Raw genomic sequence first — 13,332 nt, 5'->3', positions numbered from 1 at the left:
GATGTCTCATAAAGTATATATCACCAACAAGCAGAACACGGTGAAGGTGCCGTCCGGGCTGCGCATCCTCATCCGCCGCTCGTGCCACGCGGTGCTGGAGGCTGAGCATTTCGAGGGCCCTGCCGAGATCAGCGTCACTTTTGTGGACAACGCCGAGATCCAGCAGCTGAACAAGCAGTACCGGGATAAGGACCAGGCCACCGATGTGCTCAGTTTTCCGTTGGGGCAGGACGGCAAGTACGACATCAATCAGGAGACGGGCGCCGCGATGCTGGGGGATATCGTCATCTCGATGGAACGGGCCATGGAGCAGGCCAATATATACGGCCATTCCCTCCAGCGGGAGGTCGCGTTCCTGACGGTGCATTCCATGTTCCACCTGTTGGGTTACGACCACGAAGCAGGCGGCCTGGAGGCCGTGCGTATGCGCGAAAAGGAGGAGGCGGCGCTCATCCAGCTGGGCCTGCCGCGCACGGTTTCGTACAGCCAGGTGGACTGAGATGAAGCCGCGCTTCGTGGACAGCTTTCTGTACGCCGCCCAGGGCATCCGCACCGCGGTGCGCGAGGAGCGCAATATGCGGTTCCACCTGTGCGCCGCGTTTTACGTTTATCTTTTTTCGCTGTTTTACGGCTTTGGCAAAACAGAGTACATTCTCATCACGCTCATGGTATGCGGGGTTTTGGCGCTGGAGCTTGTCAACTCCAGCCTGGAGCGCACGGTGGAGCGCCCTGCGCCGGACCGGTACATGACTGCGGGCGTGGTGAAAGACATGGCCGCGGGCGCGGTGCTGGTATTCAGCATCGGGTGCGCGGTGTGCGGCGCTGTCCTGTTCTGGGATGTCGCGGCGTTCCGGCGCATGTTCGCTTTCTTTGCGGCAAGGCCGCTGCTGGCGGTGCTGCTGGCCGCGTCTCTTGCCGTGGCGTGGCAGTTCATTTTTGGAAAACGGAAGGAAGGCAAATAATTGCAGCAGGAACAGACAAAATCGATCTTCGTGGCCATCGTGGGCCGCCCCAATGTGGGGAAATCGTCTCTTTTGAACAGAATGGTGGGGGAAAAGGTGGCCATCGTCACCGCAAAACCCCAGACGACACGAACGCGCATCACGGGTATATTGACGCGCGGTGCGGTGCAGTATGTATTTCTGGACACGCCGGGCATCCACCGCCCACGCACCAGGCTGGGCGAGCGCATGGCAAAAGCAACGGCGGATTCCGTGGCCGAGGTGGACGCGGTGGTAATGCTGTTTGAACCGTACGGCGAGCTGACGGAAGCCGAGCAGGCGCTGGTGGAGGACATCCGCGTGAAAAAAGTGCCTGCGCTGGCGGCGGTGAACAAGACGGATACGCTGAAAAAAGAAACAGACCTTGCCGTGCGCATGCAGTTTCTGGAAGAGCTGGGCGTGTTCCGGGGCGTGCTGCCGCTGTGCGTGTCAGAGGACAGGGGCTGTACGGAACTGCTGGACGCACTGCTGCCTTTCGCGGTGGAAAGCCCTCACTATTTCCCGGACGACGCCTACACCGACATGCCGGAAAAGGCTCTCGTGGCGGAGGTGCTGCGGGAAAAGATGCTGCTGAACCTGCGGGACGAGATTCCCCACGGCACGGCTGTGACCGTGGAACGCTTCAAGGAACGCGGAGACAAGGATATCATCGACATCGACGTAAACATCTACTGCGAAAAAAAGAGCCATAAGGGTATGATCATCGGTAAGGGCGGGCAGATGCTCAAGAAAATCGCGTCCGAGGCGCGTGTGGAGTGCGAGGAGTTTCTGGGCGCACGGGTGAACCTGCAGTGCTGGGTAAAGATCAAGGACGACTGGCGCGACAACGATTTTCTGTTAAACAATTTCGGCTTTCAAAAATAAGCGCAGGGCCGGGCAGGAGAAATAAATCCGCCGCGTTCCCTGTTTTTGGACAACATTTCCGCTTATATGCGCGCTACAATGGTGAATAGTACCTGTTAGCGGAGGTGTTCACCATGGAAACAAGCAACTACTGGAAACTGTTTGAAAGTACGGGCCAGGTAGAGGACTACCTTGCCTTTAAGCAGCACGGCACGCAGGAGGAGACACAAAATGCGGACGACGACAATGGGCCTGGTGCTGCGGGCGACAAAGACTGGCGAAGCTGACCGCGCTTTGCTGCTGCTGACGCCGGATGGCCTTGTCAGTGCCATGGCAAAGGGGGCACTGCGCCTGAAAAGCAGGCTGTTCAGCGGTACGGGGCTGTTTTGCTACAGTGAATTCACGCTGTTCGAGGGCAAAACCATGTTTGTTGTGGACGAGGCGGAGGTACGCCAGGTGTTCTGGGGCATCCACGAAAGCGTGGAGCATATGGCGCTCGCCATGTATTTCGCAGAGCTTGCGTCCACGCTCTCGCCCACGGGGCAGGAGGCCGAGGCGCAGCTGCGGCTTCTGCTCAACAGCCTTTACCTGCTGAGTGAAGGAAGGCGCGCTCCGCGTTTGGTAAAGGCCGTGTACGAGCTGCGCGCCATGACGCTGGCGGGCTTTATGCCGGACCTGGTGGCCTGCGCGGATTGTGTGAAATACGAGGGCGGCGCGTTCTGCTTCGATGCACGGAAGGGCCGCCTGTACTGCGGCGAATGCGCCGCGAAGCGCGAGCTGGAATGCAATTTGGACCCGGCGGCGCTGGCGGCCATGCGGCACATCGTGTTCAGCGGGGATGACAAGCTGTTTTCTTTTTCATTGGCGGAGCACAGCACGCAGCTGCTGGGCGCGGTGACGGGGCGGTGGGCGCTTTATTGTGTGGACAGGCCGCTGCGTTCGCTGGATTTTTTAAATACCGTTCTGGATTAAAGCGTGCGTGCGGCATACATAGATAGACCGTCACCCGGCGCGGGCAAGGCTTGTCTGCGCCGCAATATTTGTTTAGAGTTGGCACGCCCGGCTCCGCGTAACGCCTTTGCGGTCCGATGCGGCGGGCGCAACAGCGGGGTGCTCCCGAAGCGGCTTTGCAGCCGCGGCACGGGAACGTTTCGGATGCTCCGGCGGCACGGCCGCCGGGAAAGGAACCAAGAGGAGAATATGGACGAAAAATACTTAGAGGCACTGGAATTCGACAAGATACGCGCACGCGCGGCCGACGGCATCGTCTGTCCGGAGGCACGGGGCATGCTGTTGGGGCAGCCCGCATGGGAAACGCCTGACGAGGTGCGTGCGGCGCTGGAGCAGACAGACGCCATGACGACGCTGCTGATCAAAAACGGTTCGCCCCGTTTTTCCTCGGTGGAGAATGTGCGGGGTATCGTGCAGAGAGCGGAAAAGGGCGGCGTGCTCTCCATGGCGGAGCTGCTTACGGTGGCGGACACACTGCGCAACTTCCGTGAGCTGGTGAAATGGTACGGCCTGACGGAGCACGACGTGTTGCCGGTAGACGATTTGTTCTATGCCATGACGCCCCAGCCGACGCTGGAAAAGACGATAAAGGATTCGATTTTGTCCGAAAATGAAATGGCCGACACGGCCAGCGACACGCTGTATGATATCCGCCGCAAGATCCACGCGGCGGAAAATTCCATCCGCGATAAGCTGGACGCCATTACAAAATCACAGTCGGCGTCAAGATATTTGCAGGACGCCGTGGTTTCGCTGCGCAACGGGCGCTTTGTCGTGCCCGTGAAAGCGGAGCACCGCGGCGAGGTGGGCGGCGTCATCCACGACGTTTCTTCCAGCGGTTCCACGTTGTTTGTGGAGCCTACGGCCGTGGTGGAGGCCAATGCCAAGATCCTGCAGCTGCGCAATTTGGAACAGGCTGAGATCGAACGCATTCTGGCAGCATTTTCCGCTCAGACTGCGGCACTGGAGCCGATGTTTACGTTTGGCTACAGAGCGATGCTGGAGTTGGATGTGCTGCTGGCCAAGGCCAGGCTGGCGCTGGACCAAAAGGCCATGAAACCGCAGGTGAACGACGACCATGCGTTCAGTCTTGTGCGTGCGCGCCACCCGCTCATCGATCCGGCTGTGGTCGTTCCGGTAGACATCGCATTGGGCGGCGCTTGCGACACGATGGTCATCACCGGCCCCAACACGGGCGGCAAGACGGTTACGCTTAAAACGGCTGGCCTTTTGTGTGCGATGGCGCAGCACGGCTATCTGATCCCGGCACACGAAAGCAGCTCTGTCTGTGTGTTCGGCGAGATACTGGTGGACATCGGTGACGAGCAGAGCATCGAACAGAGTTTGTCCACATTTTCAGGGCACATCAAAAACATCACAGGAATCCTGAAACTGGCGGGGCCTCAGACGCTGGTGCTTATGGACGAGCTGGGCGCGGGGACCGACCCGGCTGAAGGCGCGGCGCTGGCGGTATCCGTCATCGAGGCGCTGCGCGGTCTTGGAGCGAAGATCATGGCCACCACGCACTATTCAGAGCTGAAAATTTTTGCGCTGGATACGCCGGGCGTGCAAAACGCCTCCTGCGAATTCAATGTGGAAACGCTGCGCCCAACCTACCGCCTTTCCGTGGGCGTACCGGGAAAATCCAACGCGTTCCTCATCAGCCAGAAGCTTGGCCTTGCGCCGGAGATCATTGAGAACGCCCGGGCGCATCTGTCCAACGAGGACCAGCAGTTTGACAATATCCTCAACCAGCTTGAGGATCTGAAGGTGGAGCTGAAGGCGCAGCAGGACGAGGTGGAGCGCCTGAAGCACACGGCCTCTCATGCACTGGAGCAGGCCGAGGAAAAACGTGCTGCGCTTATCCGGCAGGGCGAGGAAGAACTGGCCGCTGCGCGGGAGAAGGCCCACGGTATGGTGCAGGACGTGCAGAACACAGCCTACGGCCTGATGGATGAGCTGCGCAAGCTGGAAAAAGACAAGCAGCTCAGCGCGTCCCAGCGCGCGGCCCGTGCGCGGGAGATCGCGAAAAAGGAAACGGAAAAGCTGTTCGGCAAAACGGACGTGGTGCATGCGCCTCAGCGTACTTTCAAGCCGCTGGACAGCGTAAAACTGGGGCAGGAGGTGCTGATCGCCGAGCTGGACAAGCCCGGTATCGTGACGGCTCTGCCGGACCGTGACGGCATGGTGGAGGTGCGCGCGGGTATTATCAAGACAAAAGTGCCGCTCAACGGCCTGTGCGCGCCGCACAAGCAGCAGCCCGCGCCGCAGAAAAAGTATCAGCCGCGCCGTGCGCCGGCCTCCGCGTCAAGCGGGGATAAGGTAACACGTACGCCCAGCATGGAAATCAACCTGATCGGCATGACGGTAGAAGAAGCTCTGCATGAGGCGGACAAATTTATCGACAACGGCGTGATGAACGGACAAACGACGCTGTACCTCATTCACGGCAAAGGGACGGGCGCGCTGCGCAAAGGCATTCATGAGCATCTGCGCCGTCATAAAAATGTGCGCAGCTTCCGCCTTGGCGTTTACGGCGAGGGCGAAGCGGGCGTTACGGTAGTAGAGCTGAAATAGGGGACGGCACGGGGAAGCCTGCCGCCTGACGGGGGATTCGCGCCGCGAAAAACAGAAAAGCTCCGGTTCCGGGGAGCGCGTAAAACAGCAAAAGGCCGTGTATCGCATTGGATACACGGCCTTTTGTATATGCCGGGTCCGGGGCAGGCACGCCCCGACAAGAGCATGAAGCAAATTTGACGCCATGACAGAATCGTTCTCCTGCCCTTGGACGCTGAATGAGAGGCTAAAGGTATGATTCTGTCGGAGCTTTATATGCTGCCGGTAAACTGGGATTTCATGCGAAAAAGAATATTCTTACGTTGCAAATAGCTTATCGATTTCCTTTCTATCGCAATCTAAAATCCATTGGTTAAAATTATGATAAATAGGCCACAGTGCTTCTTTGCGTTCTGCAACTAAATCTGCGCCCCTATCATCGTAAATATGATACAAATACACTTCTTCTGTATTTGCAAAATAAACGCTTGAAACCAAGGATGAAATACCGCCCAGGTCGGCTTTAATGATTTCTCTTAGCAGCAGCTCTGGCGAAAAATCAATCTTACACAGATCCCAATAGAGCTGCAATACCATATACTGTTCGTCTCCGTCATTTATCTGTTGCTCCCTTTGTTCGTGGGGCAAAGAAACCAGATTCTGAAGCACACTCAAATCCAATCCGTTTCCATACCCCGGCCCATCTTCGTTGGGATGGGTATCTATCCGTAACAAGTTCGGAGGTTGTGGAAGAGAGCTATATATAGCTTTTGCCCGTTGTAGTGACGCACCGATATATTGGGAATTTACAACCGTATCACGAAGAAGTGAAGCGTCTGAATATACAGGTGTTTCACCTCCTATTTCAAAGCGAATGGCAACGGGGCATTTATAAAACACGGGATGCTCCAGCGTTGGGTTCCCTATTCTAATAAGAAGATTATCAAACCTTTCTGGCAGCATAGAATATCGCTCCTTCCGTAGAGTGCGCCTTCTCATCAGATTTAAGGCAACACCGCACAATTCACGGCTGAAGCCTTAAGCGCCGCCTCGCTTGCAGATTTTCCGGCAACTGTCACAAAAATGCCCGCGAATACACAAAGTATTCGCTGCGCTTTTTGTTTAACCTGCCAAAAAATCTGCCGGCGCGATTCGACTCTTAGAATTGTGCGGTGTTGCCTTAAATTTATTGATTATCCATATTGTAGCATAACTGCATGGCTAATCAACAACAAACTTTCAGGGCTTGCCGGGAGTTTTTTTATAAATCTTTTACGCACTGTCCATTCCGGCAGGATGCGCCGCGTCTTCGGAAACCATGCTTTGGGCGTGATTCTGTCATTTGCCGGCTGCCTAATTCGCCTTGCGGCCGGCGTCATCCGGCTTCGTGCCCGCCGCCGCTTTCAACCGCTCCAGCAGCGCGGCATAGCGCGGCTCCTGCTTCAGTGCGTGCAGCGGTTCAGAGCTCTCCAGTACGAACAGCGCGTTTTTACGCAGAAAATCATCCGATACATCCATGATGCCGGAGGAGGAGAGCCGGTCGAAAAACAGCGGCGAATATTCCTGCGCGCGGCAGCCCGTAACAGCGCTTTCCGCGTAGGCTTCGGCGGCGTCCAGCGCAGCCGGCGTCTTGCCCGCCAGAGCCAGCAATTCGGCGCGTGCCAGCTCATAGTTTCCGTGCATGCCGGGCGCGTTTTCACCATGAAACAAAACGTCCAGACGGCAGGCTGCGTCCAACAGTGCGAGGGCCTTCTCCGTATCCCCGCGCGCACGTGCCTCGGCGGACAGGCTGTATAAGCACAGTCCCGCGTCCCGCACATATCCCCAAAGGCAGGTCTGGTGCAGCTTTTCCGCTTCCTCCGCTTGTCCCATCTGTCTCAGGATGGATGCTTTCAGCATGCGGGCGTCGTAATCGGGCTGAGGGAGTTTTTCTACGGCGTCCAGCGCACGACCGGCTTCTCCATTCATCATATACAGGCCGGACAGCGTGTAGAATGCGGCCTCACGGGTCTCGGTGTCCGTGCTGTGCGTGCTGTCCTCAAACAGGCGGATGGAGCGTTCCAATTGCTTTTGTACGAACGCTTCGTCTTTCAGGGCCGCCATATAGCGCATATACAGCGATGCGATGCGGAATTTGAGCGCGGTGTCGCCTGGATGGGAAAGCAGAATATCTTCACAATAGGCGCAGGCTTCTTCGGCGCGGCCGCTTTCAAACAGGACGCGTCCTTTTTCCCAGATGGCTTTCAGTTCTTCCTCGGAAAGAAGAGGCCGAAAATCCAGCAGTGTGTCGGGTGTGGTGCCCAACGCCCGCGCCAGAGGGCACAGCAGCAGAATATCCGGGTAGGCACTGGCCGTCTCCCATTTGGACACCGCCGCGGCGGTAACGCCCACGGCCTCGGCAAGCTGTTCCTGCGTCAGTCCCTTTTGTCTGCGCAGTGTTTGGATGGTTTTTCCGGTTGGCATTTCCATTTCGGCAAATTCCTTTCGTTTCTTTTGGGCCCGGTTCCATCGTAACATACGAGCGCCGCGTATACAATGGAGCTGATGTTGAACGCAGATGCGGTTTTTTTGAATTGAATTCAAGCTGCGGACGGTGCGGGGCAGAGAAAACGCACTCCAACCTCCGGCATATGTTTCGGAAGGCGGAGCGCGCTGTGAAATAAAGAAAAATGTGCTTCAGGAAAGTGTGGCAGACAGCCCGGCGGCATGCTTGGCGCGCTGGGAACGGCGCAGTCTCTGCTTGACGCGGCTCACAAGGAACACGAACAGGCACATCAGCGCGGGAGTGGCGGCGGCAAATACGCCCAGCAGCGTCCACGCACGCCCTGAAAGAGGGGAAAGGCCGAACAGCGGCCCCAGCAGGACGCATGCGCCGATGAAGCCCACGCCCATGGCGGCCACGATGGCAAAGCGCCATCTGGACAGAGGCCAGCACAAAAACAGCAGCACCATAAATCCTGCCGTGCCTGCCAGCAGTGTGCACACAGTGGAGATCTGCTCCATGGGAAGGCCCATCCCGGAGCCGATCCACATCACAGCCAGCAGGTTCACCACATTGACCAGCCCGCCGGGCAGTGCGTTCAGCAGCACGCTGCGCATAAAGCTGCCGCGTACACGCCCATAGGATGGCTCGAATGTCAGCAGGAACGAAGGAACGCCGATAAGCAGCCCGCTGAGCAGACTGATCTGCGCGGGCACCAGCGGATAGGGCATGGCCGCAAACAGAAGAACCAACGAAACAACGAATGAGAAGATGTTTTTTACAAGGAACAGTGTCGCCGAACGTTCGATATTGTTGATGACACGCCGCCCCTCTTTGACGATCTGCGGCATGGCAGAAAAATTGGAGCTCAGCAGCACCAGCTGGGCCACATGCTGCGCAGCCTCGCTGCCTGCCGCCATGGCGATGCTGCAATCCGCATCTTTTAAAGCCAGCACGTCGTTTACCCCGTCGCCGATCATGGCCACGGTGCGGCCCGTGTCCTTCAGCGCGCAGATGAGCGCGCGCTTTTGCTGCGGCGTCACACGGCCGAACACGGCATGCGCCTGCGCCGCACCGCGAAGGTCCGCGTCTTCAGGTACGCGGGACATATCCAGATAATGTTCCGCGCCCTCCACGCCCGCCCGGCGCGCAACTTCGGCCACGGATACCGCGTTATCGCCGGAGATGACCTTTACATCCACGCCCTGTGCCTTGAAATAGGCCAGTGTTGCAGGTGCATCCGCACGGATTTTATCCGAAAGCACCACAAAGCCCAACGCCTGCGGATCGTGCTGCAGCGTACCGCCCTCCAGCACGCCGTGTCCGCGCGCCAGCACCAGCACGCGCCGTCCTGCCGCCAGCTGCGGCTCTACCGTACCCCGGAAGGCGGCATACCCGCCGCCCAGCACGATCTCCGGTGCGCCGAGGATGTATTCGTCTCCGTCTTTCAGCACCAGAGCACCCCACTTGCGCTCGGAGCTGAAGGGGACGGCGGCTTTGGGTTGCCAGCCGCCGCCCAAAGCGCCGAAGCGTGCCCGCAGAGCCTGCGCCGTGGCGTTGTCCTCGCCCGCGGCGGCGGTAAAGCTGCCCAGCAGCTCTGCCAGTGCGCCGCCCTCCATGCCCGGTACGGGGATGGTTTCCAGCACTTCCATGCAGCCCTCGGTGATGGTGCCTGTTTTGTCCAGACACAGCGTGTCCACCCGGGCCAGATTCTCGATGCAGGAAAGCTCGTGAACCAGCGTTTTGCTGCGCGCCAGGCTGATGACGCTCACGGCCAGCGCTACGCTCACCAGAAGGTAAAGCCCCTCGGGGATCATGCCGATGATGGCGGCCACGGTGGAACTCATGGCGTACTCCAGCCCTGTGTGAAGAAAGAAATACTGCTTTGCAAACATGATGACGAATACGGGGATGATGGCAATGCTGATGAAACGCAGCAGCCTGTCCAATGCGCGCATCATCTCCGAGCGGTGACGTTTGCGGCGCCGGGCCTCGCCGGTGATGCGCGCGGCATAACAGTCGGTGCCGACCTTATCCAGCCGTGCCGCGCACGCGCCGGTCACCACAAAACTGCCCGAGAGCAGCGTGTCCCCGGGGCGTTTTTGCACAAGCTCTGCCTCGCCTGTCAGCAGCGCTTCGTTTACCTCCAGCGTCCCGTCCGCAACAACGGCGTCCGCGCACACCTGGCTGCCCGGGCGCAGCAGCACAATGTCGTCCAGTACCAGCTCGTCTGTGGGGACGGTGCGCGTTCGGCCGCCGCGGACCACACAAGCCGTGCTGCCCGAGAGCAGTGTCACCTTGTCCAGCGTGCGTTTGACGCGCAGCTCCTGCACAATGCCGATGAACACATTGGCGGCCACAATGCCCAAAAACATCATGTCGCGGTATGCGCCAACAGCGAACAGGCAGGCGGCCAGCGCCACGAACACAAAATTGAAAAAGGTAAATACGTTGTCCCGCACGATCTGCCATTCTGTTTTGGAGAGGCTGTCCTGCGCGGCGTTGTTCCATCCGGCGGCCCGGCGCTGGGCCGCCTGTTCCTCTGTAAGCCCTGTTTCCGGTGTGGGGCAAAGCCGTTCCACAGGGCGGCGTTCAGAGCGTTTGCGGTTTTGCTTCATGGTCGTATGCTTCCTTTTTCCGCGCGGCGCTCCGCGCTGTATTTGGAACGTGAAAAATGTCCTTTGCTTATCATTACGAGGCAGAAACGGCCCATGCTACAAGCCCGCATACAAAACCTGCGACGCGCGCCCCTTTGGTTTGACATGTTTTTCGCTCCGGGTGTACTACACTCGGAGAAGAGGGGGCGGCGGCATGCGCGGTGTGATCTATGTGGATATTCTGTTTTTTGTCAATGCCCTCATCGGATATTTTCTGCTGCGGGGCGCGGCGCTGCTGGCCGGGCGCATCGCCGCCGATTGGCGCATCTTTCTGGGGGCGGCCGCCGCGGGCCTTTCTTCGCTGCTGCTGCTTTTGCCTCCTCTGCCGCAATGGCTCATGTGGGGGGCAAAAATCGGCAGCGCGGTGCTCATCGTATTCGCCAGCTTCCCGGTGCACAATGTGCGCGGCTTCCTGAAATGCTGCTTCTGGTATGTGTTTCTGAACATTGCGCTTTCAGGCGCGGTATTTGCGGCTACATACTATGGTGCGGCGCAGAATGTCAGCACCAATAACCTGTCGGTGTATTTCAATGTTTCCCCTTTGCTGCTTATCGGGTGCATTGCCGGCGTATATCTGGCCGTACAGCTTTGCGCATGGGCATTCGGCCGGCCGCAGCAGGTGCGGACCATACCGTTCACCGCCCGGTTCGAGGATGGCTGCGTGCAGGGGCTGGCGCTGGTGGACACGGGGTTTTCGGTCCGCGACCCCATCACGGGAACGCCCGCGTTTCTGCTCAGCTTTCCCGCGGTGCGCGGCGCGCTGCCGCCTGGGCTGCTGCGGGCGCTGGCGCTTTATTTCGACGACGGCGCCATGGAGACGGGAGGCATGCCGCTGCGGCTCATCCCCACCAAAACGGCGGCGGGCACCCGTGCCCTGCCTGCGGTGCGCGTACGTGAACTGGTGTTGGAGGCAGACGGCGCGCCCCGCCGCTATACGGGCGTGTGTGCGGTGTTCACGCCGGAGCCTCTGGCGGACGGCGGCTTCTGCGCCATCGTACCCGCGGAGGGAGGGGTTTGCGGAGCCTGACGCAGCCGCCGGGCGAACAAAGACGCAGCTTCCGGCCGCACAGGGCGCCGCGCCGCCTGCAGACCATACAAAGGAGAAGAAAAATGCCACTGCTTGCATCACTGCGCACGGGGCTGGCGGCCCTGTGCAGGAAATTCATCATCTGCATCCGCCTGCCGGACTACGCTTATTATATCAACGGGCCGGAAACGCTGCCTCCGCCGCTGAGCAAAGAAGAGGAAAAGGTCGTTTTTGCCGGCCTGGAGGCCGGAAACCCCGACTGCCGCGATGTACTTATCGTTCACAATTTGCGGCTGGTGGTCTACATCGCAAAAAAATTCGAGAGCAAAACGGCCTCTGTGGAGGACATGATCTCCATCGGTACCATCGGGCTCATCAAGGCGGTGAATACTTTCGTCCCGTCGAAAAACATCAAGCTGGCCACTTATGCCAGCCGGTGTATCGAAAACGAGATCCTGATGTACCTGCGCAAGAGCAGCAACAAGCGGCAGGAGAGCAGCATCGACGAACCCCTGAACACCGACTGCGACGGCAACGAGCTGCTGCTTTCGGATGTTCTGGGGACAGATGGGAACCAGGTGGGAGCTGATTTGGAGCAGGCGGCGGAAAAAAATATGCTGCTGGAGGCGGTGGGCCGCCTTTCCGCACGGGAGAGGCAGATCATGGAGCTGCGCTTCGGCCTTTCGGGCGGGGCGGAGCATACGCAGAAGGAAGTGGCGGATATGATCGGCATTTCCCAAAGCTACATTTCAAGGCTGGAAAAGCGCATCATCAAACGGCTGAAAGGCGATTTGGAACGCATTTCCTGAACAGAACAAACGTAAAACGGCGGGCCGGGTAATTTTCCCAGCCCGCCGTTTGGATTGTACGCCGCCGCAGGGCCAATACTCCGGGCAAGACGTTTTGCTTGGAGGAGAGGATACTTTGTATTATCACAAGGTGGAGATCTGCGGCGTGAATACCGCAAAGCTGCCGGTCCTGAAGGAAAAGGAGAAAATGGAACTCATCGTCAAAGCGCAGGCGGGCGACAAGGAAGCCCGCCAGAAGATGATCAACGGGAATCTGCGGCTGGTGCTGAGCGTTGTGCAGAAATTCACAGGCCGGGGGGAGAATCTGGACGATCTGTTTCAGGTGGGCTGCATCGGACTCATCAAGGCCATCGACAATTTCAACCCAGGGCTGGGCCTTCGCTTTTCCACCTACGGCCAGCCCATGATCATCGGCGAGATACGCCGTTTTCTGCGGGACAACAACGCCATGCGCGTCAGCCGTTCGGTGCGGGATGTGGCGTACAAGGCCATGCAGGCACGGGAGCTGCTGCAAAAGAAGCTGGGGCGGGAGCCTAACGTGCGGGAGATATCCGAGGCGGTGGGCCTGCCGCAGGCGACTGTTACGCTGGCGCTGGAGAGTGTGGTGGAGCCGGTTTCCCTGTATGAGCCTGTATACAGCGACGGCGGCGACACCATCTATGTGATGGATCAGGTGGGCGAGACAGGCTGTGAGGAAAATTGGATCTCCTCCATCCAGTTCCGCGACACCGTCAGCAAGCTGTCGGACCGGGAGAAAAAAATCATGTCCCTGCGCTACCTGGCCGGTAAAACGCAGGTAGAGGTTGCGGGGGAGATCGGTATCAGCCAGGCGCAGGTGAGCCGTCTGGAAAAAAACGCGCTGGAGCGCATCAAAAAACAGCTGTGACACCGCATGAAAAACGCGCCCCGGGACAAAATGTTCCGGGGCGCGTCCCAGACTGTTGAA

General features: G+C 58.7%; 12 protein-coding genes. 9 read left to right on the top strand and 3 right to left on the bottom strand.

The features are described 5' to 3' along the window. Position 1: 1 nt before the first annotated feature. The 6 genes from ybeY (at position 2) to TQ39_RS02265 (ending at position 5,432) form a co-directional block, all read left to right on the top strand. Positions 2-499 (top strand): rRNA maturation RNase YbeY, encoded by a 498-nt coding sequence (ybeY, locus tag TQ39_RS02285; RefSeq protein WP_009325987.1) that lies wholly within the window; start codon positions 2-4, stop codon positions 497-499. A gap of 1 nt (position 500) precedes the next feature. After that, complete coding sequence (locus TQ39_RS02280) at positions 501-962, top strand: diacylglycerol kinase family protein (protein ID WP_050004414.1); 462 nt, start codon at positions 501-503, stop codon at positions 960-962. Continuing rightward, entirely contained in the window at positions 963-1,865 is a 903-nt protein-coding gene (gene era / locus TQ39_RS02275; protein WP_009325985.1) for a GTPase Era, read from the top strand. 113 nt (positions 1,866-1,978) lie between these two features. Beyond that, the gene (locus tag TQ39_RS20645) at positions 1,979-2,131 is read left to right on the top strand and encodes a YqzL family protein (RefSeq protein ID WP_155201229.1); all 153 of its coding nucleotides are present in this window, start codon (positions 1,979-1,981) and stop codon (positions 2,129-2,131) included. Beyond that, positions 2,076-2,816, top strand: coding sequence for a DNA repair protein RecO (gene recO, locus TQ39_RS02270; protein ID WP_009325983.1), 741 nt, complete (start codon positions 2,076-2,078; stop codon positions 2,814-2,816). Before TQ39_RS20645 ends, recO begins: the two co-directional genes overlap by 56 nt. A gap of 228 nt (positions 2,817-3,044) precedes the next feature. Next, positions 3,045-5,432, top strand: a complete 2,388-nt coding sequence (locus TQ39_RS02265) for an endonuclease MutS2 (protein ID WP_050004413.1) — start codon at positions 3,045-3,047, stop codon at positions 5,430-5,432. 297 nt (positions 5,433-5,729) lie between these two features. Here the strand turns inward: TQ39_RS02265 and TQ39_RS02260 are convergent, their stop codons facing one another. From TQ39_RS02260 to TQ39_RS02250, 3 genes are all read right to left on the bottom strand, one after another. Next, positions 5,730-6,374: a DUF3885 domain-containing protein gene (locus TQ39_RS02260; protein ID WP_050004412.1), complete on the bottom strand. Its 645-nt coding sequence runs from the start codon at positions 6,372-6,374 to the stop codon at positions 5,730-5,732. A gap of 390 nt (positions 6,375-6,764) precedes the next feature. After that, the gene (locus TQ39_RS02255) at positions 6,765-7,880 is read right to left on the bottom strand and encodes a helix-turn-helix domain-containing protein (protein ID WP_050004411.1); all 1,116 of its coding nucleotides are present in this window, start codon (positions 7,878-7,880) and stop codon (positions 6,765-6,767) included. Between the two features lie 207 nt (positions 7,881-8,087). Further along, the gene (locus TQ39_RS02250; RefSeq protein ID WP_050004410.1) at positions 8,088-10,511 is read right to left on the bottom strand and encodes an HAD-IC family P-type ATPase; all 2,424 of its coding nucleotides are present in this window, start codon (positions 10,509-10,511) and stop codon (positions 8,088-8,090) included. Positions 10,512-10,704: 193 nt separating this feature from the next. Here TQ39_RS02250 and TQ39_RS02245 point away from each other — a divergent pair, with 193 nt between their 5' ends. From TQ39_RS02245 to sigG, 3 genes are all read left to right on the top strand, one after another. Further along, positions 10,705-11,577, top strand: a complete 873-nt coding sequence (locus TQ39_RS02245) for a sigma-E processing peptidase SpoIIGA (protein ID WP_050004409.1) — start codon at positions 10,705-10,707, stop codon at positions 11,575-11,577. Positions 11,578-11,660: 83 nt separating this feature from the next. After that, on the top strand, positions 11,661-12,386 hold the full coding sequence (gene sigE, locus TQ39_RS02240) for an RNA polymerase sporulation sigma factor SigE (RefSeq protein ID WP_009325977.1): 726 nt from the start codon (positions 11,661-11,663) through the stop codon (positions 12,384-12,386). A gap of 115 nt (positions 12,387-12,501) precedes the next feature. Further along, positions 12,502-13,272: an RNA polymerase sporulation sigma factor SigG gene (gene sigG / locus TQ39_RS02235; protein ID WP_050004408.1), complete on the top strand. Its 771-nt coding sequence runs from the start codon at positions 12,502-12,504 to the stop codon at positions 13,270-13,272. The last annotated feature ends 60 nt before the right edge of the window (positions 13,273-13,332 follow it).

Origin of the sequence: Ruthenibacterium lactatiformans, assembly GCF_000949455.1 — a bacterium.
GTDB classification, from domain to species: Bacteria; Bacillota; Clostridia; order Oscillospirales; family Ruminococcaceae; genus Ruthenibacterium; species Ruthenibacterium lactatiformans.
The sequence above is the reverse complement of the archived record's forward strand: the minus strand, read 5'-3'. Positions and strand labels throughout refer to the sequence as shown.